Annotated in this window: 31 protein-coding genes and 1 pseudogene; 28 read left to right on the top strand and 4 right to left on the bottom strand. The window is 41.9% G+C overall.

Annotated features, from left to right (window positions below; genetic code table 11):
• The first annotated feature begins 7 nt into the window (after nt 1-7).
• From V1225_RS13835 to V1225_RS13795, 9 genes and pseudogenes are all read left to right on the top strand, one after another.
• Nucleotides 8-1072 (top strand): annotated as a pseudogene (locus tag V1225_RS13835) (site-specific integrase).
• The gene (locus V1225_RS13830) at nt 1069-1458 is read left to right on the top strand and encodes a hypothetical protein (protein ID WP_338546900.1); all 390 of its coding nucleotides are present in this window, start codon (nt 1069-1071) and stop codon (nt 1456-1458) included. The pseudogene V1225_RS13835 and the gene V1225_RS13830 overlap by 4 nt, the downstream one beginning before the upstream one ends.
• A gap of 98 nt (nt 1459-1556) precedes the next feature.
• Nucleotides 1557-2534, top strand: coding sequence for an AAA family ATPase (locus V1225_RS13825; RefSeq protein ID WP_251613893.1), 978 nt, complete (start codon nt 1557-1559; stop codon nt 2532-2534).
• 339 nt (nt 2535-2873) lie between these two features.
• On the top strand, nt 2874-4244 hold the full coding sequence (locus V1225_RS13820; RefSeq protein ID WP_338546898.1) for a plasmid recombination protein: 1371 nt from the start codon (nt 2874-2876) through the stop codon (nt 4242-4244).
• 30 nt (nt 4245-4274) lie between these two features.
• Nucleotides 4275-4580, top strand: coding sequence for a hypothetical protein (locus V1225_RS13815; protein ID WP_300939772.1), 306 nt, complete (start codon nt 4275-4277; stop codon nt 4578-4580).
• Between the two features lie 102 nt (nt 4581-4682).
• Nucleotides 4683-5288 (top strand): class I SAM-dependent methyltransferase, encoded by a 606-nt coding sequence (locus V1225_RS13810; protein ID WP_251613883.1) that lies wholly within the window; start codon nt 4683-4685, stop codon nt 5286-5288.
• A 319-nt stretch (nt 5289-5607) separates the two neighbouring features.
• Complete coding sequence (locus tag V1225_RS13805) at nt 5608-6024, top strand: YjdF family protein (RefSeq protein ID WP_251613880.1); 417 nt, start codon at nt 5608-5610, stop codon at nt 6022-6024.
• Nucleotides 6025-6310: 286 nt separating this feature from the next.
• On the top strand, nt 6311-6580 hold the full coding sequence (locus V1225_RS13800; protein WP_251613877.1) for a hypothetical protein: 270 nt from the start codon (nt 6311-6313) through the stop codon (nt 6578-6580).
• A gap of 66 nt (nt 6581-6646) precedes the next feature.
• A complete protein-coding gene (locus V1225_RS13795; RefSeq protein WP_251613874.1) occupies nt 6647-6925 on the top strand; it encodes a hypothetical protein in 279 nt (92 codons plus the stop codon).
• Nucleotides 6926-7288: 363 nt separating this feature from the next.
• On the opposite strand, the gene V1225_RS13790 is transcribed toward V1225_RS13795, so the two are convergent.
• On the bottom strand, nt 7289-7819 hold the full coding sequence (locus V1225_RS13790; RefSeq protein ID WP_251630959.1) for a helix-turn-helix transcriptional regulator: 531 nt from the start codon (nt 7817-7819) through the stop codon (nt 7289-7291).
• Nucleotides 7820-8111: 292 nt separating this feature from the next.
• Here V1225_RS13790 and V1225_RS13780 point away from each other — a divergent pair, with 292 nt between their 5' ends.
• Genes V1225_RS13780 through V1225_RS13765 form a run of 4 tightly spaced genes read left to right on the top strand, consistent with a single transcriptional unit; the run spans nt 8112 to nt 9837 of the window.
• Nucleotides 8112-8525, top strand: a complete 414-nt coding sequence (locus V1225_RS13780) for a DUF3788 domain-containing protein (RefSeq protein WP_161907792.1) — start codon at nt 8112-8114, stop codon at nt 8523-8525.
• Nucleotides 8526-8574: 49 nt separating this feature from the next.
• Entirely contained in the window at nt 8575-9114 is a 540-nt protein-coding gene (locus V1225_RS13775) for a DUF1697 domain-containing protein (protein ID WP_251630958.1), read from the top strand.
• Between the two features lie 36 nt (nt 9115-9150).
• Nucleotides 9151-9600 (top strand): SufBD protein, encoded by a 450-nt coding sequence (locus V1225_RS13770; protein ID WP_251613868.1) that lies wholly within the window; start codon nt 9151-9153, stop codon nt 9598-9600.
• 39 nt (nt 9601-9639) lie between these two features.
• Nucleotides 9640-9837, top strand: coding sequence for a hypothetical protein (locus tag V1225_RS13765; RefSeq protein ID WP_251613865.1), 198 nt, complete (start codon nt 9640-9642; stop codon nt 9835-9837).
• Here V1225_RS13765 and V1225_RS13760 read toward each other — a convergent pair.
• Both V1225_RS13760 and V1225_RS13755 read right to left on the bottom strand, forming a co-directional pair.
• The gene (locus tag V1225_RS13760; protein ID WP_251630955.1) at nt 9834-10319 is read right to left on the bottom strand and encodes a hypothetical protein; all 486 of its coding nucleotides are present in this window, start codon (nt 10317-10319) and stop codon (nt 9834-9836) included. The genes V1225_RS13765 and V1225_RS13760 overlap by 4 nt on opposite strands.
• Nucleotides 10320-10475: 156 nt before the next feature.
• Entirely contained in the window at nt 10476-11027 is a 552-nt protein-coding gene (locus V1225_RS13755) for a TipAS antibiotic-recognition domain-containing protein (protein WP_251630953.1), read from the bottom strand.
• Nucleotides 11028-11414: 387 nt separating this feature from the next.
• Between V1225_RS13755 and V1225_RS13750 the strand changes: the two genes are divergently transcribed.
• From V1225_RS13750 to V1225_RS13680, 15 genes are all read left to right on the top strand, one after another.
• The gene (locus V1225_RS13750; protein WP_338546887.1) at nt 11415-15434 is read left to right on the top strand and encodes an Ig-like domain-containing protein; all 4020 of its coding nucleotides are present in this window, start codon (nt 11415-11417) and stop codon (nt 15432-15434) included.
• A 659-nt stretch (nt 15435-16093) separates the two neighbouring features.
• Nucleotides 16094-16252 carry a hypothetical protein gene (locus V1225_RS13745; RefSeq protein ID WP_161880242.1) on the top strand — a complete coding sequence of 53 codons (159 nt, stop codon included), beginning with the start codon at nt 16094-16096 and terminating at the stop codon, nt 16250-16252.
• A 77-nt stretch (nt 16253-16329) separates the two neighbouring features.
• Complete coding sequence (locus V1225_RS13740; RefSeq protein WP_338546885.1) at nt 16330-16836, top strand: prolyl-tRNA synthetase associated domain-containing protein; 507 nt, start codon at nt 16330-16332, stop codon at nt 16834-16836.
• A 13-nt stretch (nt 16837-16849) separates the two neighbouring features.
• Entirely contained in the window at nt 16850-17020 is a 171-nt protein-coding gene (locus tag V1225_RS13735; RefSeq protein ID WP_338546883.1) for a hypothetical protein, read from the top strand.
• Nucleotides 17021-17184: 164 nt separating this feature from the next.
• Nucleotides 17185-18279, top strand: coding sequence for a hypothetical protein (locus V1225_RS13730; RefSeq protein ID WP_338546881.1), 1095 nt, complete (start codon nt 17185-17187; stop codon nt 18277-18279).
• Between the two features lie 103 nt (nt 18280-18382).
• Nucleotides 18383-18865: a gamma carbonic anhydrase family protein gene (locus V1225_RS13725; protein ID WP_160202832.1), complete on the top strand. Its 483-nt coding sequence runs from the start codon at nt 18383-18385 to the stop codon at nt 18863-18865.
• Between the two features lie 214 nt (nt 18866-19079).
• Entirely contained in the window at nt 19080-19496 is a 417-nt protein-coding gene (locus tag V1225_RS13720; RefSeq protein ID WP_161907784.1) for a YjdF family protein, read from the top strand.
• Between the two features lie 65 nt (nt 19497-19561).
• Nucleotides 19562-20071, top strand: coding sequence for a hypothetical protein (locus V1225_RS13715; protein ID WP_160202830.1), 510 nt, complete (start codon nt 19562-19564; stop codon nt 20069-20071).
• Nucleotides 20072-20215: 144 nt separating this feature from the next.
• Complete coding sequence (locus tag V1225_RS13710; RefSeq protein ID WP_160202829.1) at nt 20216-21106, top strand: GNAT family N-acetyltransferase; 891 nt, start codon at nt 20216-20218, stop codon at nt 21104-21106.
• Between the two features lie 101 nt (nt 21107-21207).
• Nucleotides 21208-22131 carry a YafY family protein gene (locus V1225_RS13705; protein ID WP_338546878.1) on the top strand — a complete coding sequence of 308 codons (924 nt, stop codon included), beginning with the start codon at nt 21208-21210 and terminating at the stop codon, nt 22129-22131.
• Nucleotides 22109-22861 carry a GNAT family N-acetyltransferase gene (locus tag V1225_RS13700; protein ID WP_160202827.1) on the top strand — a complete coding sequence of 251 codons (753 nt, stop codon included), beginning with the start codon at nt 22109-22111 and terminating at the stop codon, nt 22859-22861. Before V1225_RS13705 ends, V1225_RS13700 begins: the two co-directional genes overlap by 23 nt.
• 28 nt (nt 22862-22889) lie before the next feature.
• Nucleotides 22890-23216 (top strand): TfoX/Sxy family protein, encoded by a 327-nt coding sequence (locus tag V1225_RS13695; RefSeq protein ID WP_160202826.1) that lies wholly within the window; start codon nt 22890-22892, stop codon nt 23214-23216.
• Nucleotides 23217-23218: 2 nt separating this feature from the next.
• Nucleotides 23219-23875, top strand: a complete 657-nt coding sequence (locus V1225_RS13690) for a GyrI-like domain-containing protein (protein WP_160202825.1) — start codon at nt 23219-23221, stop codon at nt 23873-23875.
• A gap of 27 nt (nt 23876-23902) precedes the next feature.
• Nucleotides 23903-24142, top strand: a complete 240-nt coding sequence (locus V1225_RS13685; protein ID WP_160202824.1) for a DUF6485 family protein — start codon at nt 23903-23905, stop codon at nt 24140-24142.
• 85 nt (nt 24143-24227) lie between these two features.
• Entirely contained in the window at nt 24228-25313 is a 1086-nt protein-coding gene (locus V1225_RS13680) for a hypothetical protein (protein WP_251613839.1), read from the top strand.
• Between the two features lie 109 nt (nt 25314-25422).
• On the opposite strand, the gene V1225_RS13675 is transcribed toward V1225_RS13680, so the two are convergent.
• Nucleotides 25423-26070 carry a GntR family transcriptional regulator gene (locus tag V1225_RS13675; protein WP_160202822.1) on the bottom strand — a complete coding sequence of 216 codons (648 nt, stop codon included), beginning with the start codon at nt 26068-26070 and terminating at the stop codon, nt 25423-25425.
• Between the last annotated feature and the right edge of the window lie 118 nt (nt 26071-26188).

Raw genomic sequence — 26188 nt, 5'->3', positions numbered from 1 at the left:
AGATTTTATGTCAGCGACAAGGGACGGAAAGATGTGGCGTTGCCAGTTCTATTATAAGGACTGGCAGGGCGTAAGCCACAAGAAGAACAAGAGGGGATTTAAGACAAAAGCGGAAGCGGAATAGTGGGAGCGTGACTTCCTGCAACAGCAGCAGAGGAATTTAGACATCAATTTTGAAAACTTCGTACAAATCTATTATGAGGATATGGAACACCGTCTGCGTGAAAACACCATGCGTACAAAGAAATTCATTATTGACTTGAAAATTATTCCGTATTTCAAGAAAAAGAACATGAATGAGATTAAGGCTTCCGATATTCGGGCGTGGCAAAATGCACTGATGAAAAAAGGATATTCGGAAACGTATCTGAAAACGGTCAATAATCAGTTGTCGGCAATCTTCAATTATGCGGTTCGGTACTATGACTTGAAAGACAACCCTTGCAGGAAAGCCGGGAGTATCGGAAAGAGCCACGCCGGGGAAAAGGAGTTTTGGACGAAGCAGGAGTTTAAGCAGTTTCTTGTGACTGTGGAGAACAAGCCGGAAACAAAAATGGCATTTTTGCTCCTTTACTGGACAGGCATGAGGATTGGAGAATTACTTGCCCTTACCTACAATGATATTGACTTAGAGAAGCGTACTATTTCCGTAAACAAGTCCTATCAGCGGATAGAGGGCAGGGATATTATCACACCGCCCAAAACGCCAAAGAGCAAGCGTGTCATAACGATACCGCCGTTTCTGACAGAGGAATTAAAAGAGTATACTTCGCACTTATACGGAATTATGGCAGACGAAAGTATGTTCCGTTTTACAAAATCCTATATGGAGCATGAGATTATCAGAGGTATCAAGGCTTCGGGAGTGAAAAGAATACGCTTGCACGATATTCGTCATTCCCACGCTTCGTTACTCGTGGAAATGGGTTTTACACCATTAGCGATTGCGGAACGGTTGGGGCATGAGAAAATCGAAACAACATTAAATACTTATTCACATTTATATCCCAACAAGCAGGGGGAACTTGCGGATAAATTGGAGATTGAGAACAGCAGGGAGGAAGAAGAATGAGTGGAGTGCATAAATACCCAACAATCAGCTTTCGCATTTCCCCCAGAGAGAGGGAAGAAATCGAAGCGAAGATTTTAGCAAGCGGACTTTCTAAGAAAGATTATTTTGTCCGTTCCTGCATTTATAACCGGGTGTGCGTGGTTGGTAAAAAAGAATTGGTTTATCAGTTGGTAGAGGAACTAAAGATAATGCAGACAAATATCCGGGAAGTGACGGAAGCGTTTGAAAAGACAGAGATTGATTTAACGCCGGAGGAATTGGAAGATATGCGGAATGACTGTCTTGATATGCTGAAAGCTATCCTGTGGGTGTTGGACGGAGCAAAATATCTGTGGCAGGGAAACGCCAACGGAGAAGAAAAAAGCCCCGACAGCGGCAACTGTTAGGGCTGTGATAACTGGAAAACCTCTGTTATCAATCTCACAATTTAAGTATAGCAGAGGTTTCTTCCAGTGACAACGATTTTTCAGAAATGGAGGGCATTATGGAAGAAACAAAAACAGAATTACAGTTGATTAAATTGTCGGAGATACAGTCGCAGGAAGTTTCTTGGCTGTGGTTTCCGTTTATCCCTTATGGCAAGCTGACTATTGTTCAAGGCGATCCGGGGGACGGAAAGACAACATTTATTCTGAATATAGCGGCGAAACTGTCTAAGGGAGATAATTTAGACAATGGAATGAATTTTACAGAGCCTTTGAATGTAATCTATCAGAGTGCGGAGGACGGTCTTGCCGATACGGTAAAGCCACGGTTAGAACAGGCGGGGGCAGACTGTGAGAAAATCTCTGTCATTGATGGAAAGATAAAATCACTTTCCATGATAGATGAACGCTTGGAGCAGGCTGTTATAAAGACAGGCGCAAAGCTGCTGATTTTAGACCCGATACAAGCCTATTTAGGCAGTGGTATGGATATGAACCGGGCGAATGAAGCAAGGGATATGACAAAGAAACTGGCGGCACTGGCAGAGAAATACCAGTGTGCGATTGTCCTTGTCGGGCATATGAACAAGGCAGCAGGAAATAAAGCGGCATACCGGGGAATGGGTTCGATTGATTTTTTTGCAGTCGCTAGAAGCGTTCTCTTAGTCGGCAGGGTTGAGGGAGAAGAAAATATAAGGGCTGTGGTGCAGATTAAAAATAATCTTGCGGCGTTCGGACACCCGAAAGCATTTGCGTTGTCAGAGAACGGTTTTCAATGGCTTGGAGATTATGAGATTACGGCTGATGAAGTCTTAGGCGGCATTGCCCCGAAAGCAAATAAAATGGAACAGGCGAAGCGTCTGATTAGGGAACTGGCAGAAACAAATAATGCCATGCAGAGCAATGAGATTTTCAGTCTTGCGGACGAACAGAACATATCAAAACGGACACTGGAAAACGCGAAAAAAGAGTTAGGTGTCCGGGCAAAGCGGATAAACAATACATGGTATTGGGAACTGGATAAAATCGGACAGTGATGTATAGGGAAAGATAACAGCGCAACAATGCAGGGTATTAGCATTTTGCAGTATTGGAATTGCGTTCTTGAAGATTGAAAGGTTGCAAAAATTATAGACATTGCAGTGTTGCGCTGTTGGGAGAAAGCAGGAAAGCGGCAGCAACAAGGCGGCGAAAAGCCGCCCCGTCCGTTAGGACGGTATGCTGTCCAACGGACAGCTAGCCCCCGGCAGGGCGCAAAGGCGCTTTTGATAGAGCGTAGCCTGTCGAAAGTGCTTTTGCGTTACTTTCGCAGAAAGTAACAAAGGCTATGCGCCGTTTCTGGCGCTCATTACCCAATAGGGAGAAAGGAAAAATTATTGAAGCGGACTATCAGCGTTATGACAGGGAAAGGCTCTGTCAACCATAACAGCAGAAAATTCCACGCAAAGAACACTGACCCGGAGCGGAGTTGTCTGAATGTGGAATACTGCAATGAAAATATCAAAGACGTATACCACGAATTATTTGCTGAAGCACTCGCCCGGTACAATGAGAAGCAGACAAGAAATGACCGCATAATTGATGATTATTATGAGAAAATCTGTTCCGGCAAACAGGAGAAGCCATTCCATGAGATTATTTTGCAGATAGGAAACAAGGACGATATGGGGGCAAAGACAGAGGACGGACAGCTTGCGGCGAAAATACTTGATAAATATATGCAGGACTTTCAGCAGCGCAATCCTACATTAAGGGTATTTTCAGCGCATCTTCACATGGACGAAGCTACGCCGCATCTGCATATAGATTTTATACCCTATAAGACTGGAAGCAAGAGAGGGCTTGAAACAAGAGTGTCATTAAAAAAGGCACTTGCGGAGCTTGGTTTTAAAGGTGGCACAAGGAGCGAAACAGAACGTAACCAGTGGGTAGCGGCAGAGAAAGAACGGCTTGTGGAGATTATGCTACAGCATGATATTGAATGGGAGAAAAAGGGAACGCATGAGAAGCATTTATCGGTTTTGGATTTTGAGAAGCAGGAACGGCAGAAAGAGGTTGCGGAATTGGAGCGGACAATCTCCGGCAGTAAAGAGGAATTATCCGATATTCTTCATCAGCAGATAGCAGCAGGACGGGAAACGGAGCAGATACGGAAAGAGGGCGAAGCAATCTGGCAGGAAGTATCGGAACTTACCACAACAAATCATCTGCTGAAAGAGCAGACGGAAGAACTAACAGAGGATAAAGAAAAGTTGCAATCTGAAAATGAAAAATTGGAAAAACAGCAGAAAAAGTTACAGCAGGAACTTAACAAAATGGTACAGTCAAAAGAAGTCATGGAGCGCAATATACACACCTATGATGAAGATGTGAAATGGCAGTTAGCAGAGCCGGGGGCATTGATAAGCGCAAAGAATTATCGGGATAAAAAAGCACTTTCGCTTGTGGAGAAATTGAAAGAAGTGGTAAAAAATCTGACTATCAAATGCGTACAGCTTACGGAACAAGGCAAGAAGCTGACCGCCAAAGTGGACGGGCAACAAAAGCAGATTAGCCGCTTGACGGATAAGGTTATGGAGCAGAACGATACCATAGAGCGATTGCAGGAAAAAGCGTCTGACTTGGGGTGTTTGGAACGTCATTTAGGCAGGGAACAGGTGCAGTCGATAGTAGAACATTCAAAGGCATTAGAACAGGCGGAGAGGGCAAATAAACGCCCGAAACGTCCCTTTGAAATGAGCCGATAGGAAAGTGAGGATTGATAGGATATGACGGATATGGAGAAGAAAGTTATGATACGGCTGTGTGCTAAAATCGTGGCAGATACAGACCTTTACGAAACGGATAAGGAAGTACAAAATTTGATAGACTGGGTATGTCTTTCGGAGCAGATAAAGGAAAACAATAATACAATCCGCAATCTGACCGGGGAGTATAAGAAGATAGAGCCGGATTGTCGGGAGGGAGTGCGGGCGCAGTTGGAACGCATGAAAGAACTGTGCAAAGAGCGGAATAATCTTTATGAGAAACAGAACGACTTGAAAGGTCAGAAACAGAAGATTGAGAAGTCGTTGGAGCGATAAGAAATGTGGGGCGTGGTGGTTGCTATGCCCTAAATTTTATAATGGCAAACAGAGAATGGAAGTAGTATAATCAAATGGAGAGATTAGGAGCGAGGGGATAACGTGAATAAGAAAACAGAAGAATCAAGAATTGCATACAATAAAATAGCATCTGAATATGATGCGTCAAGGGAAGGACAATATACAAGATTTCATATTATGGAACTATCTAACACTATAGATTTACATGAGGGTAATGTTGTCCTTGATGTTGCATGTGGAAATGGAACTCTGTTGCGGGAATTATCGAAAAAAGCAAAAATCCAGGCAAATGGAATAGATATATCTGAGAACATGATTTGTTCTGCAAAGATGCGATACCCTAATATGAGTTTTGAGGTCAAACCATGCTATCCGCTTGAATGGAGTAATGAAAGTATTGATATTATAACTGTATGTTGTGCGTTTCATCATTTTGACAATCCGCAAGGTTTTGTTAACGAGTGCAAAAGAGTTTTAAAGAAAAACGGTACAGTGTATATAGCTGACCCTAATTTTGGAGCAGTAGTCAGATTTATAGCAAATAAATTATGGTTTCCCTTTTCAAAAAGTGGAGATGTAAGAATATACAGCAAAAAAGAGTTAGAGGAAATCTTTTACAATTGTGGATTTAAAACAGTGCAGGTTTATAGGAAAGGAAAAGGGGTGTTTCTTAAAGCTGAAAAATGAGCATCAAATTTTCGTCTGTAAGAAAGGCAGAATATTTTTCCTTTGTAATGATTTGAACATGGTGCTAGCACCATGTAAGTTAATTCGGATAAGGAAAATGTGATAATGTGGCAGTTCACACTATTAAGCGAATTGCCACATTTTTATAGCAAAATAAGCGGTTATGTGGTAATATATAGGGGCAAAGATAAAAACACAACGCAAGGTAATCTTGCAGTACTGGTAGGTAGTCCAGTCGCACCGATTTGGTGTAAGTAGCCCTCCCTCCTTAGGGTCGTCCGTTCTTTGTTCATTACAATCATTTTAAGGAGGAATTGTCATGGACAAAGTATCGGGAAAGCTGACGGTATTTTTTGAAGAGCCCTTTTGGGTCGGAGTGTTTGAGCGGGTATCAGATGGAAAGCTATCTGTGTGTAAGGTTACGTTTGGTGCAGAACCAAAAGACTATGAAATATATGATTTCGTTCTGAAAAATTACTATCGGCTGCGATTTAGTCCGGCTGTGTCAACTGATGTAAAAGAAACTGGTCGCAATCCTAAACGGGTACAGCGTGAGGTACGAAAACAGGTACTGAATACCGGGATAGGAACAAAATCGCAACAGGCTTTGAAATTACAGCAGGAGCAGTTGAAAACTGAACGCAAAAATGTGAGCCGGGAACAACGTGAGGCAGAAAGACAGCGGCAGTTTGAACTGAAACAGCAAAAAAGGAAAGAAAAGCATAGGGGGAGGTAACTCCTCTCTTGCCGCTATAAAAAATGGGAGGAGAATAAGTGAAAATGGCTCTCAAGATTAGTGAAATGGAAGCAGGACAGATAATTTGATTTTCTAAATCTATATGTTTCAAGTTTGTTAGAGTATTAGAGGTGGTGGCATTGGAAAGATGATATTAATGCGGAATACTACTATCAACGCGTTATTTGTGATGTAAAACATGGTCTTAGAACCATGTAAGTAAAGCGATTAGGGTATCGTGCGCCATGATTCATAGGCAAACTTTTTTTATAAGGATGTAATTATAATGGGAGATGCAATTGGAAAAATCATAGAAGAATTAGTTGAATTATTTAAACGAAATTATAGAAGACCAAGGTTATGGCTTTTTATAGCGATTGTTTTATTTATTATTGTTCTTATTATTCCATATATAGATTCTAATTTCTTTTATTTTTCCAGGATGGAAAAAAGAATAAATGTGCTTGAAAAGGTAATGGCATTAGATGAGGAAAAAATAAATAGTAACCAAGCATATATAGATGAATATCAAAGAATTTTACAAGAAATGGAGTAGCAGGGTGAACGTTCTATAAATTCGTTAATGAATAAATTTATTATTCAGATGAATTATATAACTTCAATGGGAAATGGAGAAGGAAATAGAGCATTAAAATTTCTTTCGGGTGCATTTTGGTTATTATTAATTACTGTCTGTGTACCTTTTATGAATACGTTTAAAAAGAGAAGTGATAAGCTAATAGCATTTGTTTTGTTATTAATAATGTCTGGGATAATCGGTTGGGCTTTCTCAATGGTTCCAGTTATAATTTCTCCGATGGTTAATTATATTGGAGTACCACTTTTGCAAATTATTGCAGTAATAATTATTGTGGTAAAGAGTAGTAAAAAGAAAAGATAATGTGATACCCGTATGATACCTATTTGGTCTGAAACTGTAAATATGGCGTAAAATGTGTATATTATGGCTATGAAAAACCTTAAAGAGCATCAAATATTTAACAATTATGTTATGGTTATAGGGAGTTCGAATAAACAAAAATGTTTAGTTAATCCAGTGTTTATGCGGGTTTGCGGACTTTGGAAAGGTCTTTTGATAACAAATTGATAACAGTCGTTTGAGTGCGATTATTCTTACTGTCAAGTGGTTTGTTGATGGGGGAATGATTTGTAAGCGGTTTGGATGACTGAAATAAATCCATATTAGAAACGCCCTTAGCTGTGGGTAGGAACTCATGGCTAAGGGCGTTTTTTGTCGTGTTTGTCAATCAGTTTTTAGTTTGTCTTTAAATGATTCGACTAAGACATCGCTCAATTCCTTAGAGGGGACTTTCGCCCAATGCTGCGTGGTGTCAAATTTTGGGTAATTGTACCGCCACTGGTCGTAATCTTCCCTGCTGATTTCTTCGGCAGAGAGTTTGTCCGCCTGCTCTTTCCAAGCGCAGAGCATTTTCAGCAGCTCGTCGGCGTTCTTACTTTTGTCTTTGTTGACTTTCAAACAGACTTCCCCGTCTGTTTCGCTGATGGTAAGTCCGTAAATGTCTTCAAGGGCAAATAAGGTGTGCATAAGCCCGATGTAGCTGTCAATGTCGGGTATGTCCAGAGCCTGCGGCGCAACGTCAAGAGCCTGCGCCAGTGCAGCCGTCAAGTCTGCCTTTGGCTTGCGTGAGCCAGTTTCGTACTGTGCCAGACGCACGTCTGCGCTCCGTTCGGGAAACCCGACAAGCATACCAAGATATTTCTGTGTCATGCCCCGCATGATGCGGAAAAAATGTATTCTTTCGCCAATCGCCATAATGTTTCACTCTTTTTATTCGTGGGGATGAGGTGGTGCAGGAGCTTTCTGTATTAAATCCTTACGCATATAAGCTCATCAAGAAATTAAATGACGAGTTGAAAGAGCAAGGATTTATCACGATTGCGGGAAATTGTGGAGAGTGAGATAATCTATTCATAAGCGGTGAGTGACATTTCTGCGGTATGTGGAAGTGTCGCTCTTAAGAAAAAGCAGTTCGAGGAATTGAAAAACCTTATAATTTCATGTATACTTAGAAAAAGAAATTAGGAGCTATATTAGGAGGGCTAAAATGCTTGATACGATACCAAATGAAGAAGAAATGACAGCTTTAGTTGGAAAATCCCTATATGATGTATGGAATAAGCTATGTGCTTTAATTGATGAAAAATATGATATGGATTGTTTGTGGAATAAGGGTGGTAAAGCATGGAAATATGAATATAAATATCGTCGGGGTGGTAAAACATTGTGTGCATTATATGCAAGAGAAAACTGTATGGGTTTTATGATTATCTTAGGGAAAGACGAACGGTTGAAATTTGAAACAGATAGAGAAAATTACGGAGAGGTAGTTCAAAAAATATATGACGAAGCTCAAACTTACCATGATGGAAAATGGATAATGTTTGAACCAGTGGATACATCTTTGTTTAATGACTTCATTAAACTGTTGAGAATTAAAAGAAAACCAAACAGAAAGTAAAGTTACCGTTGAATCAGATAACTTGGAATTTGAAAGGGTGTTAGCGAATATGAAAAGATATATTGCATTTCTGCGAGGTATCAATATAAGTGGCAAAAATAAAGTATCGATGGCCGAATTAAAGAAAGAGTTTGAAAAACTTGAGTTTGGAGAGGTTAGGACATATTTGAACAGCGGTAATGTGGCTTTTTCGAGTGAGAAAGGTGACACAGAGAAGTTCACGAAACAGATTGAGATAATGATAAAAAAACAATTCACCTTGGATATTCCTGTTTTTGTCATATTAAGAGAAGAACTTGATGACATCTTGCACAATGCGCCTGACTGGTGGGGAAACGAAAATAAGGAAATCTATGACAATTTAATTTTTATTATGCCACCCGCTACATTCGCAGAGGTATATTGTGAGATTGGAGAGCCTAAAGAGGAATTAGAAAGGATTAAAGATTATAGTGAAGCAATATTCTGGTCTTTCAGCAGGAAAGATTATCAAAAAACAAATTGGTGGTCTAAGACAGCAAATGCCAATATCAGTAATAAACTAACAATAAGGACGGCAAACACTGTTAAAAAAATGGTCGGTATGTAATTATTTTTTGAATTCTCACTTGTGAAGGAGGATTTTATGCTAGTCAATATAGCGGAAATCTTTGAATTATTGTTTGATAAGAATAATAATGTTGCTTACAAGGCACTACAAGAATTACAAAGAAAAAGTGAAGAAACGGATTGCGTTTATCCTTTTATAGATAGGTTAAGTGATATGCTTGAGAGTGACAATTCTTATATTCGCACACGGGGGCTTACACTACTTGCTTATAATGCAAAATGGGATAAAGAGTATAAAATTGATGAAATCATTGATGAATATTTGAAACACATAACAGATGTTAAACCCATTACAGCGCGACAATGTATTAAATTGTTGCCTATTATTGCAAAATATAAGCCAGAATTGAGGAACGACATACTTTTTGCACTTAATAAGGCAAATATATCTATTTATGACGATAGTATGCAATCATTGGTTTGTAAGGACATTCGGAAAGCGTTGAAGGAAATAGAAAAATTATAAAAACAACAAAACGATATTTGCTAATTTGGAAGTAATATTATGGAAGAATTAAAATCTATTGTGGAGAAGTTTGTTATATCTGGTTGGGATTTAATATCTATTCTCGCACAACAATGGTTAGATGGAAAAGCTCATAAAGATACTTTAATATCAGCAATTAAACAGGCAAACGAAAAATGTGGAAGTAGTGGTTGTGATTTAGACCCACTATATAAAAGAACTTTAGAGATGATTTAACAATACAGGCAATTGTTGTTTAGAGGACTTTCGCCCTCATAATTGTCGGCTCTATCCAACAAAGGACCGGTTGCACCCATTGTAAAAGCTATATCACTGCTTCGGATAGACAATAGTTCCATTCCAATCTTTAGATTAAGGAAGTCCAATATTTGCTGATTAAGCTGAATGATACCATTCTCTGAAATATTTACCCAACAGTATGAACGCCCTTTGTATTTGACAAATTCGCCATCTTCGGTCTGATAATTCAGTAAAGCCGGATTATCAGTAAGAATGTGTCTTAATTTTGACGGTTCTAACAATTCTTTTCTTGTTACACAAAAGCCGCCAGTGACTTTGCTTCCAGTAAAAAGATAGACTTTTTCCTCTACTGTGGCGTTGTACTCTGTAAGAGCCTGGGCTGGCAGATGGATTGTCAAATCATTTCGTATCAGTGATTTTCCGAAAATAAATTTACCGCCTTTGTTCATCTGTGGCATATAGAATCAACTCCTTCTTTTGAAAGCGGAAGTCCACTATACCACAAGAAAATTCAAATGTCACTAAGGCTCTCTAAAGTGTGGCAAGCTATTTTTCAGCATAGCGAGAATGATTAGTTGCCGGGATATATTTTTTAGAGAGAGTGCCTGTTGCCTCTAATTGTTTTCGGAAACGTTGTTCTCCGAGTAATAACGGAACGCTTTTACAATATAATCAGAAGCCCCTTTTCCATATTGACTGTCAGTCATGCTTTTAATATAATCGCTTGAATATGTGTCGATAAGAACATTGATATAGAGCTTATCAAGGGATACGTTAGAGCTGTTTTTCTGTATAAGCTGCAACAGTTCATCTACAATGGATTGTATTTTAGGGGAGGAAACATCTTCTGACAAATTAGTGGTTAGTATGCCATACAGAATATCAGATTGTTTTCCAATTTCTTTCACTTCTTCCATTAGTTGTGTTTCCATGAGTTCAGAGAAATGCTCTAAATTATGTTTCATGGCTTCGGTGTACTTTTCAATACTGCCGAATTGTTGAATGGCGAGTTTAGCTAATTCGGATTCATCATCTTTGATTTTCTGAATAAACATATCAAAATTTTCAATACTTCCCCAGTGTTTGATAACATCATCAGTGCTGTTATTTTTAAAATCTTCTAAAGCGGTGATGTAATCGGACAGGTCAAATTCTTTAAAACTCATATATTGTTCTCCTTTCTCTAAGCGGCTAAGAAGCTGTATAAGTCTGTCTGTCCGATTGCGCTTCAGCAGAAGCAGTTCTTTTTATCTTTTGAAAGCCTTGATTCTATCAAAGTCAGGTTTTGGCAGGATTTCCTTAATCTTTTTCAGCTTAAATCCCAATTCCTTAATAAATAGAAGACATCTTCAATTGACTTGACAAAAATGTATGGGGGGGGTATAATTTTACCGGATAAAAAGTATTTTGTTGAAAAGACACGAATGGACGAATGAAGGAAATCTGTTTTCTTGGAAGAAAAAGATATTGGAGGAAAGAGCCTCCAGGGCATATCTAGCCAGAACATGGATTTACTGCGTTTGTCGTATTTTTGTATGAGGAAGGGAGAACAAATGAGAGGCAAACCATTAGTAAAGAAGGTAGCTAGTGTTTTGCTGTGTTTTATGGTAGTGCTTGCATACGCAACTGGATTTCGTGATATTTTTAGAGCCAGTGCAGAGGAGGCTACCGTAAGAGATGGCAAGGCAGAACAACATGCTACAGATGATTCGACTTACGTTGGCAGTTTAGTTGGCGAAAATACTCTGAATGAGGTACAGTCAGGCAGTGACGGACGACTTCCGGATGGCAGTGTGGAGAACCCAGAAAGGGTTGTGATTGCTTCCTGGACGTGGGCAGATAATGACGGATTGCTGGCGTACGATAAGAAGACAGAAAAATGGTATCTGGACACTGCGGCAGATGCAGAAAACCCGCTTACAGCAGAATTGCTGGAGGGATGTTTCCCGCAGTCCATCAAGGCAGTACTGGAAGACGGTACAGAAGAGGAATTAGAAATTACCTGGGACTTTAGCCCGTTAGGTGATGGCGTGACAAAAGGCGAACACACTTTGCAGGCTTCTTTACCAGAAGGTTATATATTGGCGGAAGATGCTGAAACGCTGGCTGCGACCATAATGCTGGGCGGCAGCATCATGATGGCAGCAGAAGAAACGCAGGAAGGTCAAGTAACTGCCGGTGGTTTAACCATTACAGGAAAAGGTATTAGTGAGGGAAATGGTGTCACCACTGGTACAGATCCTACATGGGGAGCCTATATTCAGATTGAAACCGATACACCAGTAACAATTTCTGGGACATCAACTACCCATAATATTTGGATTAAGGAAAACACAACAGCAAACATTACGCTGGCTGGTGTGACGATTACAGAGAGTGCAAAAAAAGATTCTCCAATCAACTTACTTCCGGGAAGTACATGTAATTTGACATTGAAAGATGGCGCTACAAATACCCTGACTATTTCCGGTAGTCAGTCAGCTGCAGCACTTCATGTTGCGCAGACTGCAACCCTTCGTGTCAATGGAAATGGCACGCTGAACGCTACTGGCGGACCAAATTCTGCTGGAATAGGTGGTGGACATTCAGAAATTGCGGGAACTATGATTTTCAATAGTGGAGTGGTTAATGCTCGCGCGTGGACAAGTGGCACCGGAGGAACCTGTGCAGGTGCAGGGATTGGTGCCGGTGTTGTTGGTGGTTCCACACATATTGAACTAAATGGTGGAGACATTAACGCTTGGGGAGCCTATCATGCCGCGGGAATTGGCGCAGGATATGGCAATTTAGATGTCGTACCTTATAGTGAGGGTAATTCTCAGCATGGCGCAGTGAAAGGCGCAAATCGTCACAAATTTTATAGAAAATGTGGCGATATAACCATTACCAATGGATTTATCAAATCTACAGGTGGCACACATGGCGGCGCATTTGGAGCGGCCTGTGTTACAACTGCGCAGGGCTGTGTCATCAGGGTTACAGGCGGAACCTTGATTGGAAAGGCAACCTCAGCAGATATGTATGCAATTGATGGTAACGGAGGGAAAATCTACATAACCGGAGGTTCCGTTCACCCGGATGGAGGCAAGGGATTCCGTATGGAGAATGGCGTTAACTATGCATATGACGCAGAGGGAGGTCATGTATTTATGACTACAATCGATCTTTCTGCAGATCTTGCTGGCAATCTTAATGCGATTATAGACCGTAGTGGTGGGGAAGTAACCATTGGCGGTAAACCGTACAACTATGGCCCTCCATATTGTATGGATAATGGAAAACTTTATTTATGGGTACCGGAATCAGCCAAAGGAGAAAGACTTTCTATCAAGTTCTCTTACTGGGATAAAGATGGGAAGTTACAAGGATTAGACCCTTTATTTGTTGAAGAAGCTGATGGAAACGGTTCTTCTCTATTAAAGAGATATGTTGAGTTCGAAATACCAGTAGATTATATAAAGGACCTCAATAAATTCTACGATGGACTTAATTTTGAGAACTTCGATTTTACAAAGAATGGAGGAATCAAGGCGTCAGACGATAGAATCTTAGACGAGAATGATGATATCACCGTTATGACGCAGAGATATGATAAAGAGAATGGCACGCCGATTGAAAAAGAAGTATCATCTGACAAGATGCCGGCAGATGCGGGCATATATAAGTTCACTTTGATTTCCAAACAGTACGCAAAACCAGGAAGTGCTTTCGAGACGTCTTATTGGGGACATCAAGCTACAAGCTGGGCAACAATCAAGAGAATCCCATCAAAGATTGACGGAGCAGAGTATTCCATTGAGACGGAAGAAAAAGACGGCGAAAAGGTTGTAAAATCGATGACCTTTAAAGCGAATATAAAACAGGGAGATAAATATAGAAAGACGACCTGTAAAGCGCCAGATGGAGAAATGCAGTTCTATGTAAATGGTGTAAAAGTAGGCGCACCGATTAAGAATCAAGTATCCAAAGCAACGTCGGGGGATATAGTAAAGAATACTGTGTTGACAGAGGACGGCGGATATGCGTATAGGGAAGTAGAACTTGTAGTTGACTTTAGTGGAACAAAGTATCCCGCCATTCCTAATTTAGATTCCGGAAAAATTGACGTAGAGGTGAAATACACTGGTGGATATAACTACGAAGAATCCAGCGCTGTAGCAAAGATACAAAAGGATAAACCGGACAACTTCCCATTTGTCAATCCACCGATTCCGATGATTCCAAATGGAGAGGTGGATCCGGATGATCCAGACAGTGAGCCGGATGGAAAGAAGCTGTTTCCAGACGAGATTGAGCGAATTGAAGATGGTACTGATCTTTTACGACTGCATGGTAAAGTGAATGATAGTATCTCTCGGAAGACAGAAAAAGATAAAACAGTTGCCTTGGACGAATTGGAAGCATTATTCGAGAAAAGATATGTATTCGTTGGCTTGGATGGACGTCTGCTGGAAGTGGATCGTTCTGAAATTTCTATCGTCGATCGAGATGGAAACCCGGTTACAGAAATCGATTTATCAAATCCGGGGAAATATATTGTAACCCAGACGGTAACCGATAAACAGGGAAATAAGACCACCATCAATTTGACCTATAATGTACGGAAACCGAGCTTGCTTGATCCAGATTTGAACAAGGACACCAACGATGACGGGATTCCAGATATCAACATTGATACCGACGATGACGGATTGCCAGATATTAACATCGATACCGACGGAGATGATAAACCAGATATCAACATCGACACCGATGGAGACGGAAAGCCGGATGTAGATATCGATACGGATGGAGACGGAAAGCCAGACATCAACATCGATACAGATGATGATGGCAAACCAGATATCGACATTGATACCGACGGAGATGGCAAACCAGATATCAACATCGACACCGATGGAGATGGAAAACCAGACATTAACATTGATACCAATGACGATGGAAAACCGGATGTAGATATCGATACCGACGGAGATGGCAAACCAGATATCAATATCGATACCGATGGAGACGGCAAACCAGATATCGACATCGACACCAACGGGGACGGAAAGCCAGACATCAACATCGACACCAACGGAGATGGAAAGCCGGATATCAATATTGATACCAATGGGGACGGCAAACCAGATATCGACATTGACACCAATGGAGATGGAAAGCCGGACATCAACATTGATACCAATGGAGATGGAAAGCCAGACATTAACATCGACACTAATGGAGATGGCAAACCGGACATTAACATTGATACCGATGGAGATGGAATTCCAGACATTAACATTGATACGGACGGAGATGGGATTCCGGATCTCAACGTGGATATCGATGGAGATGGAATTCCAGATATTAACATCGATACAGATGGAGACGGTATTCCGGACAAGAATATCAAAACACCAGAAGAAGTTGAGAATATCATCAAGGAGCAGAATCCGGAAACAGATGAACTGCCGTGGTGGATTCCAAGAACAGGCGATGCAGCGAATATGCTGGCATGGCTTGCGGTGCTGGTAGCGGCGGCAATTGGGCTGGGCGGTACAGCATATGCAGTGAAAAAGAAATATAGATAATCCATTTTTTATGATTTGGGCAGGTATCGTGATACCTGCCCTTTTAAGATGACAATTTTGAAAAAATCTATTATGCGTATACGAAACACGATCGTTATGAAAATACTAGCGGGGGAAAGATGCTTTGGACAAAGCCGGAATTCAAGTGATTTCTTGTGACAGGCGGGACGATATCGACATTACAGAGGGGATACAATGCTTGAAAATATATCATCTGAATCGACGGTGACTGAATTGCTCGGACAATCCTTGTTTGAAGTCTGGCAAAAGTTATGTACGGCGATTGACGAAAAATACGAAATGAAGTTAGACAGAGGTTTTTCCTGTTTTTAAAATATAAAAAGGAGTTACGTCATAAAAGATATGAATGGCAAGAAGATTTTTATAAATGTAGCAGATACTTTTTGTTAAACCGTGACAAAAATAAAAAAACAAGTTATACTAATTTTGAAAAAGCAAATTTGATGTATTTATTTATAGCGCATAATATAAGAAAACGGAGAGTCTTAATTCGAATAGCTATTCGCCCTTTGTATTAGATTACATTTTTATTTATCATTCTGGGGGATTTTGTTTTGAAAGGGGATTGATTGAACTCATGAATGAAGTTGAGGCTGCGTGTAAAGAGTATAAACGTCAATTTAAGAGGTGAAGTGTTTGTGTGTAATCAAGAAGAGAAATCAGTATTATGTAAACACCTGATTGATGATGAAATTGAAGAATTAAAAAGAGAATCATTAACTTCGCTTGGACGAGCTGCAGAATATAATGAAAAAAGCAATTTTCTTAAAGAACAAAGTGATGCATTTTCAGATTGACTTTTTTCATGGAAAGTCCTTTATTGAGCCTCAATCTAAAATTTATTATGAGATAAGGAATACGGGAGTTTTGCTGTATGAAAAATAGAAATGTTATGCAGAAACAAGACATCTATGCCTATTTAAAAACGAAGAATATCCGGCATGAGATTATAGAGCACAAGGCGGTGTATAATATGGAAGAGGCTTCCAAACTACAATTGCCTTATCCGGAAGCCGATGGGAAGAATTTGTTTATTCGAGACGACAAGAAAAGAAATTACTATTTGCTCACCGTGAAGGGTGATAAAAAAGTAAACCTGAAAGCGTTTAGAGAAAAGAATCATACCCGTGCCTTGAGCTTTGCGCCGGAGCATGATTTGATGGATATGCTGGGAGTAACTGCGGGCGCTGTAACGCCCTTTGGCTTGCTGAACGATAGTGAGCGAAAGGTGCAGTTTTGTATTGATAAAGATTTTTTTGGTGGTTCCCAAATGATTGGGGTGCATCCAAATGACAATACGGCAACCGTATACCTCAAGGTGGAAGTCTTGATTCGCATCATAGAAGAACATGGAAATCAGGTATACGTCGTAGAGTTTTAAAAAGGAGAAGCATATGAATTTGATCGAAACTGAAAACAGAACCGAAGAACTGATACAGCAGCTTACAGCTTGGATTCATGGGAGTGGAAAACCGGAAACTGGAAATGCTGTTTATCGTGCCGCAGGCGGTTGGCTTCTATACCCACATGGGATTTCGGCTTGCTCGGCGGACGGAAATCGATGAGCAGGGGCATCCGTATCCGATTTTGTATATGAAATTGGATGCATAAAGCAGCGTGCAGGGGATTTTTGATTCTGTACTATAAAGCAGATGCTGATTTTCTGTATTGCGCACTGAACTTTTGTGAAGTATAATAATGCCATATGCATGGAAAGGAGGGGAAGTGCTTGAAAGTGGAATCTTTGACAGGTTATTTGATGTCAGAAGACAGAAAAATCGCTGAGATTGAGAATGGGAAAATCCTTAAGTTTGACAGCGCTTTGCTGCCGCTGTATTTAAAGAGAACAGAGGACATAGCGGGATGGCTGGCAGGTCGTGCCATTGATACGCATCGGGTAAATTCCCGTCTGCTGAAAAAAGTGTTTCGTCTGCATACCGCTGATGATGCGGAAACTGCCTTGTCCGTCAATGGTGCAACCATTACAGATACTTACTGGATTTGCTCTGCGAATCATCTGGTGCATTACGCAGATGTTTGCTTTAAAGAAAATGATTTTGATGGTCTTGCCCTTTATGGTGACCCTGACAGCTTTTCACAGAGACCTTCCAGAACACCGGAGTTGACCAACATTGGGAGTTATGAAAAATGCTGGCGTCGAAAGGATGGCGCCTGGTGGATGTATAAGGCGGGAACACCTTGGGAGTATTTTTCGGAGTTGTTCATTTGCAGACTGGGTCTTGAGATGGGGTTTTCTATGGCATGGTATGAGATGGAAGAAGGTTATATCAGAACCAAAGATTTTACAGGCGGTGCCAAAATGAATTTTGAAACGGCAGATGGTGTGATGGGCGAAGAGGACGATTATGCCCGGAGCTATAAAAAGTTATGCGCGCTAAATCCTGCTTTGGGGTCTGATTATTTGAAAATTCTCTGGATGGATACCCTTTGCTTTAACATGGATCGACATACGAAAAATTTTGGACTGCTGCGAGATAGGACGAGTGGCAGGATTTTAAAAATGGCGCCGAACTATGATAATAATATTGCACTGGTTTCCAGAGGTTACAGCCGTGATATCAGCCGCAGCGCAGATGGATTGATTCGATTTTTTCGCGAGTTTATACAAGAACAGCCGGAAGCAAAAGATGTGCTTTGTAAATTAATCGCCTCCAGCGAAATTCCACTTGTTACAGAGGAAATGCTTTTGAGTGTTCTTGCGGAAACAGATGCCGAGCTTCCCGGCGCAGGCGTGGATCTGGATTATATAAAACAATTTGTGGAAAACGGGCAGAAGCAGCTGCTTGCAATATTAGATTTATAAAACATTGCTGGAACTTTCGCTATACTTTTTCTGATGGGAACAGATCCCCTTGTACTATAGGTGCAAATACGTTACAATAAAACACACTACAGGAGGAAAGAACATGAAACCGGTTATCAGCAAATCTGCCCATATTGCGAAAGAAAGTATTTTGATTGGAGATGTGCATGTAGGCAATGAGGCAACGGTGCTGTATTATGCTGTTTTACGGGGAGATAATGGGCGTATCAGTGTTGGAGAACGGACCAACATTCAGGAGCACTGTGTGCTGCACACTGACCCTGGACATCAGGTTCTGATTGGAAATAACGTAACAGTAGGTCACGGCTGTATTCTTCACGGCTGTCAGATTGACGATGAAACGATGATTGGCATGGGCTCCATCGTTATGAATGGTGCGAAGATTGGAAAGCACTGTCTGATTGGCGCGGGCAGCCTGGTCACAGAAAACACAGTAATTCCGGATGGATTTCTTGCTCTTGGCAGACCGGCAAAACCTATAAGACCGCTGAATCAGGATCAGCTGGCGATGCTAAAAGAGAGTGCTGCTGAGTATGTGGAAACGGGGCGGAAGCTACTGGATTAAAATAACTATTTTCATTTTAGATGATATGAGTACAAACGGGCATTTTTATGGTAATATATATATGCAAAGATAAAAACACAAACGCAGAAATTTTATTGCAAGATTCCTGCAGAACCGGTAGGTAGTCCGGTCGCACCGATTTGGTGTAAGTAACCCTCCCTCCTTAGGGTCGTCCGTTCTTTGTGCATTACAATTATTTTAAGGAGGAATTGTCATGGACAAGGTATCGGGAAAGCTGACCGTATTTTTTGAAGAACCTTTTTGGGTAGGCGTCTTTGAGCGTGTAGAAAAGGGAAAACTATCAGTGTGCAGGGTGGTTTTCGGTGCAGAGCCGAAAAGCTACGATGTATATGATTTTGTTTTAAAGAACTACAATCAGTTGCGATTCAGTCCGGCTGTGGAGGCGGCCTTTCAGAAGGCCAGTATCAATCCGAAGCGCGCCCAGCGCCAGATTCACAGGCAGGTGCAAAACCAAGGTATTGGAACCAAATCTCAGCAGGCGTTGAAACTGCAGCAGGAACAGATGAAAACGGAGCGCAAGGCAGAAAGCCGAAAGAGGAAAATGGTCGAGAAGAAGCGCCAGTTTGCGTTGAAACAGCAAAAAAAGAAAGAAAAGCATAGGGGCAGATAGCTGCCTCTATGTTTTTTATCTTAAGTATGATAAACTATAAACGAAAAATAAAGTGGAGGATTGCGATGGAACTTGGAATTACTATCCCGCTGCAGCGTTTTTTGAAACGAAAACAGCCAGCCTACGGTGGAATGACTGACCTTTTTTTCTGCTGGGATTTGCACAATGTCACTTACCAGGGCAGAGATGTCCTTTTAGTTGTAAATGCGTCTAATCGATTTACCTGTGTCACAGCGAACTTGTGCGCAGCAGATTGGACAAACCTGGAGGAAATGGTGCAAAAAACCATAACCGAAGGATTACTGGCAGAGGGATACAGCTGGGAACAGGTGTATTGCTATCTGCAAGCAGCAGGCGAGGTATGGATTACAAAGACTCATGGGCGCAGACCGGTTGCTGCATTGAATCGCGCAGTGGAGCGGCTTAGCTGGATGGCAGAGCCGATGTCAGAAGAGCGACAGTTTCAAGAAGTCCACAGTAGATGGGTCAATGAAGAACTTTGCAAAACCGCAGGTTTTGTACAGCGAGGAAAACCCAAAGACTTTTTTTCTGCTGAGCTGGAACAGATATTATAAAGAAATCTTATCATTTCTCAGGAACTCCTAGATATATTTGCTGTGCTGCAGATTCTCGTAAGCCTTGAGAAGAAGAAAAAAATAGTATATAATGAACACAACTTTTCAACGGAAGAAATAATTTTAAACTGAGAGGAGAAGCAAATGGGAACAGAGACGATTAAGACGGAGAGGTTGACACTTAGAAAATTTTACATAGACGATGCGAAGGCGATGTACCGCAATTGGGCGTCTGACTGCGAAGTAACCAGGTTCTTAACATGGCCTGCCCATGATAATATAGAAGTAACCAGGACAGTGCTGAAGGATTGGGAACAGCAGTATGCTGATGAAAATTTTTATAACTGGGCTATTGTGCTAGATGAGGTTGGCGAACCAATCGGCAGTATTGGCATGGCTGCAGCGGATTCGGACACTCGTATGATTGCCATTGGATACTGTATTGGAAAAAAATATTGGCATCAGGGTATTGCGTCGGAGGCACTGCAGGCTGTCATCGATTTTCTGTTTCAGAAAACTAATTATAATCGGATTGAAGCCAGACACGATGTATTCAATCCCCATTCCGGTATGGTGATGAAAAAATGCGGTATGCAGTACGAGGGGACTTTGCGCGAAGTAGCGAGGGATAATACAGGGCTTTCAGACTGCCGATATTACTCCATTCTCAGAAAGGATTACGAAGCAAAAGCAGAAACCGGGCAGATTGCCTTTGAAGAAACGGAGAAAACCGATGTGATTGCGTCCTTTGAAGGAAAGCTGCGGGAGAAGACGGTTGGATACGCTCGTATTGCCCACTATGATGGAAGAGCAACGGAGCTTTGCGGCATCTGGCTGACCGATGAGGGAAAAGAGCTTTTGGAAATTACCGCTTTTGCGGAAGGCTTCTTCACGTTTTTAAAAGAACGTGGATATGAGGAGTTGTATCTGGAAAATGAGGATATGGATTTTGGCGATAGGTTTGGATTTACGTTGGAGTCGCGGGACGCTTCAGGCTGGTATCCGAAGTATGAGTTCCGGAGAAAACTAGTGTAGCCTTAAAAATAATTGCGACAAAATCAAAGCAAACATGACACACTGCTGTCGTGTTTGCTTTGCTATTATGAGGATACTATACAAAAGAGGAGATTTTATTTATGAAAATCGACCGGCTAATCGGCATTTTATCTGTGCTTTTGCGATGTGAACAGGTTACAGCGCCAGAACTTGCAGAACGCTTTGAAGTGTCCAGAAGAACCATCAACAGAGATATCGAAGCCCTCTGCAAGGCGGGGATTCCTATTGCGACCAGTCAGGGAAGCGGCGGAGGCATTTCTATTATGGATGGCTACAAAATTGACAGAACACTGCTTACGACAAAGGATATGCAGATGATTTTAGCAGGTCTGCGGAGCCTTGACAGTGTTAGCGGAAGCAGTTATTATGAGCAGCTGATGGAAAAGTTAAAGCCTGGCGCGTCGAGCTTTACCTGCGGCAGCGATTTTATGCTGATTGATTTGTCTTCTTGGTACAAAGAGACTCTGGCGCCGAAGATTCAGTTGATGCAGGAGGCGATTTCGGAGAAAAGGAAGCTGACATTTCGGTATTATTCGCCGAAAGGAGAAGAAATGCGAACGGTGGAGCCGTATTACCTGGTATTTCACTGGTCCAGCTGGTATCTGTGGGCGTGGTGCGAAAAGAGACAGGATTTTCGTCTGTTTAAGCTCAATCGGATGACCTACGTGGAAAAGGTGGGGGAATGCTTTGCTGGGCGTGATGTACCTTTTCCGGAACTTTCTAACGAGAAAATTTTTCCAGGAGAAATCAAGGTAAAAGCACTCTTTGAAGCCGGGGCAAAATGGCGATTAATTGAGGAGTTTGGAGCGGACTCTTTTCGAGAGCAGGAAGATGGAAGGCTGCTTTTTTGTGCGGACTATACCGACAAGGAAAATCTGCTGATATGGTTGCTTACTTTCGGAGCGCAGGCGGAACTTTTGCAGCCGGAAGAACTACGAGAAGAATTGCGCCAGATAATCCAAAAAATGGAGGAAAAATACAATGGAGTACATCAAACTGACTGAAGAAAATCTGGAAAAAGAGCACATTTGCTGTGCCATATCATCGAATAGAGACCCGCAGGTGACCAGCAAGAAAGGCTGGCTGAAAGAACGGTTTGCAGATGGTTTAGTGTTTCTGAGGGCTGATACCAGGGGAAAGTGCTTTATCGAGTATATCCCTGCGGAAAAGGCGTGGCTGCCTATTGAGGCTGAAAATTACATGCACATTAACTGCTTCTGGGTGTCGGGTGCAAGCAAGGGGCACGGCTATTCCAGCGAACTTCTGCGCACCTGTATTGCAGACGCAAAAGCACAGGGTAAATCGGGTCTTTCAATCATTTCATCTGAAAAAAAGAAAGGTTTTCTGTCTGATCCAAAGTATCTGCAGCATAAAGGCTTTCTGCTTGCTGATACGGCGGAACCGTATTTTACGCTGCTGTATCTGCCGTTTTCGGCGGACGCGGCAAAACCCGTATTTCGTCCCAATGCGAAGCAACCGGCGCTGAAAGAGGAGGGCTTTACGCTGTATTACACCAGCGGCTGTCCTTTCACCGCAAAATATGTGCCGGTGATTGAAAACCTGGCAGAGGCAAAGGGTATCGCTTTTGAGAAGAGAAAAATCGAAACCTGTGAGCAGGCGCAGAATGCGCCCATGGCATGGACCAATTACGGACTGTTTTATAATGGAACTTATATCACCCATGAAATTCTTTCAGAAAAAAAGTTTGAACGTCTCTGTGAAACTTTGCTTTGACGAAATCGGGTAAGAAAGGAGTAAAAGGATGGCATCTCATTTAGAATTCGTAGAATATGTGGCAGGACAGCTTTCGGAAGCGGGAGAAATCACATACCGGAAAATGTTCGGCGAGTACGGCATGTATCTGGACGGTAAAATTTTTGCGGTCATTTGCGATGACCAGCTGTTCATCAAGGTAACTGAGGCAGGGCGCAGGCTCGCACCCCAGCTGACCCTTGCGCCGCCTTATGAAAGTGCGAAGGATTATTTTCTTTTTGAAGATATCGACAATCGGGAATTTCTAGTCAGCTTTGTGAAAACAACGTGGGCGGATTTGCCTATGCCGAAACCGAAGAAAAAGAAGGTGAAGTAACAATGGCGTTTGATTATAAAAAGGAATACAAAGAGTTTTATCAACCGGGGAAGAAGCCGTCTTTGGTGGAAGTGCCCAAGATGCGTTATATTGCAGTTAGGGGAGAGGGAGACCCCAATGAAGAGGGAGGCGCGTACAAAGAAGCTATCGGATTACTATATGCCATTGCTTTTACGATTAAGATGAGCAAATTGGGCAGCCATCGCATTGAGGGCTATTTTGACTATGTAGTGCCTCCGCTGGAAGGATTTTGGTGGCAGGAAGGCGTGCAGGGCGTCGATTTCAGCAGGAAAGAAGATTTTCAGTGGATTTCAGCCATTCGGCTGCCGGATTTTGTGACCAGAGAAGAATTCGACTGGGCGATCTCGGAAGCAACAGCAAAGAAGAAACGGGATTTCTCCAAAGTGGAATATCTGACGATGGAGGAAGGACTTTGTGTTCAGTGCATGCACGTGGGGGCTTATGATGACGAGCCGCAAACGGTGGCGCTGATGGAGGCATACGTGGCAGAGCAGGGTTTTGTGACAGACTTTACAGAAAACCGGCGGCACCACGAAATTTATCTGTCCGATCCAAGAAGAGTCGCCGCACAGCGGTGCAAAACTGTGATTCGGCATCCTGTGAAGAAAGCTTGCGCAGCGGAGGAAAATAGAGTATGATAAGAAAAAACAAGGAGGCGCTACAACATGGGGAAAGTGAGTTTTTGTACCTGCAATGACTATGATTGTCCTTTTAACCCGGTCAATCATAATGAAGGATGCACGCCTTGTATTGCGAAGAATCTGAAAGAAAGAGAAATTCCTAGCTGCTTTTTTAATGCACAGGATCCGGATCGAGAGACTGATCGGGGCAGCTATAAATGGGAGGATTTTGCAAGAGTGGTAGCAGAGTCTTCTGGCGAGGACGGCAAGCAAGTGAACATGTAAAATGGATAGACTGAAAGCAGAGGCTTTCGGTCTATTTTTTTCTTTGTCCGCATATTCTGGTAGGAAGTACAAAGGGGGATTCGCGTTGAAAGAAAAAATTAGTATCATCCGGGTTATGAAGTATGCTGGAGCCTATATCGCCTTTGAAATCGGCTCTGGTTTTGCAACGGGACAGGAAATTTTACAGTTTTATACATCTTATGGAACTATGGGAATCGCTGGAGCCATTGTCAGTATGATTCTTTTTTCCTGGGCAGGTGGCAGCCTGATGAAGATTGGACATCGGGTAGGTGAAAAAGCTGCAGAAAAGCCATACCAGCTTTTTTGCGGAAAAATACTGGGAACTTTCTATGAATATTTTGTTCTGTTTTATTTATTTGCAGTCCTTGCTGTGATGATTTCCGGTGCAGGAGCGTCGCTTTCGGAGTATTGCGGGGTCAGTTACTATGTAGGGGGACTGATTATGGCGCTTCTGGTCTTTGGCGCTTTTGCTTTTGGACTTGATAAACTCATTGATATTGTAGGGCTTATGGGACCGCTTATCATTGGTTTTTCTGTGTTTATTGCAATCTGCACGATTACAGCGAACTTTGGTGATCTGATGGCGGGAAATGTAGATGTGGAATTTTTACAGAATGCACGCCCTGCACAGAACTGGTGGTTTAGCGGCATTTTGTATGTTGCCTATAATACAGTCAGTTCAGTTGCATTTCTGATGGCGCTGGGAAGGGATGCGAAATCTGAAAGAGAGGCAGCGGCTGGCGGCATTGCGGGTGGCGTACTGCTGATGATTACGGTGATCTTCATGAATTTGGCATTGACCTCACGGCTGGATTTGGCAGAAAGCAGTATCGTGCCTTCTCTGAAACTGGCAGAAAACGTATCATCTGCAGCGGGAACGGTGTTTGTCTGTATTATGATCTGCGGCATCTTCTCTACAGCAGCGCCGGTGCTCTGGTCCATCTGCAATGGTCTTGCAAGACCGAAGAGTAAAGCGTCTCTGATTATTGCTTTTCTGGTCAGCGCTGACAGTTTTATCCTGGGGCAGCTGCCTTTTGACAAACTGGTAGCATTTATTTATCCTTTTACGGGATATCTGGGCATTATACTGCTGTTCTGTGTGTTTCGGTGGCAAATTGGACATAGGAAGAACACTGTGCAAAGAAATTAATTTTTTCATGAAAAAAGCTCTTGCCAGAAAGGGGAGAGGCAAGAGCTTTCCTATTGCATACTTCAATTCTGAAAGAATAGGAGGGAGTATGCAGAAGGGATGGAAGAATTTAGTTTGTTTCGTTTAGTTGGAAGCGATTATAATGGGCAGACAGCAAATCCTTTGCGGTGCTGTAATCGCCGCTGATGATAGCGCTCAGAATCTGCTGGTGTTCCATGACAGTGTGATTTCTGCTTCTGTCAATATGCCAGTGATTATAGAGTACAATCATGTAAAATAAATCTTCGATTTGACCGTACTGCCGTGTGATATAAGGATTGTCACAGCAGGTGATGAAAGCGGACTCGAAACTGATGGAATAACGAACGTATTCCTGCATATTGTCTACCTCCAGATGGTCAATCTGTGCTTTCAATGTTTTCTGTAAAAGTTCTACAAGCTGATCCATTCTGCCGGTCTGCTGGCAGATCTCAAAGGCGCCAAGAAGCATGCTCAAAATTGCCTGTGCAATCTGTGCAAGTCTTCGCTCGGAAAATTTAATGACGCTGGGTCCGGAATTGGGATAAATGTCGATGATACCGTCGCGATTCAGCATGGAAAGTGCTTCTCTCACTGGAGAATTACTGACATTCAGTTCTTTGGAAAGGGCTGTAATGCTTAGGCGGCTTCCGGGTTCGTATTTTCCTTCAATTATATTTTTCTTGATGATGTCGTAAATCTGATCCCGTATAGGGGCTTTCTTAATCGGCTTGTTCATAGTCTGGTATTCCTTTGTCTAGTCTTCATATCGATAGGCATATTTTAAGGGATTTTCACCATAATGTCAATAGTTTTCTGATTTCTTTGAAAAGGGTTTGACGAAAAATAATGAATGA

The sequence above is a fragment of the Emergencia sp. JLR.KK010 genome, assembly GCF_037018265.1.
GTDB lineage: Bacteria > Bacillota > Clostridia > Peptostreptococcales > Anaerovoracaceae > Senimuribacter > Senimuribacter intestinalis.
This window is presented reverse-complemented; position numbering and strand designations above follow the sequence as displayed.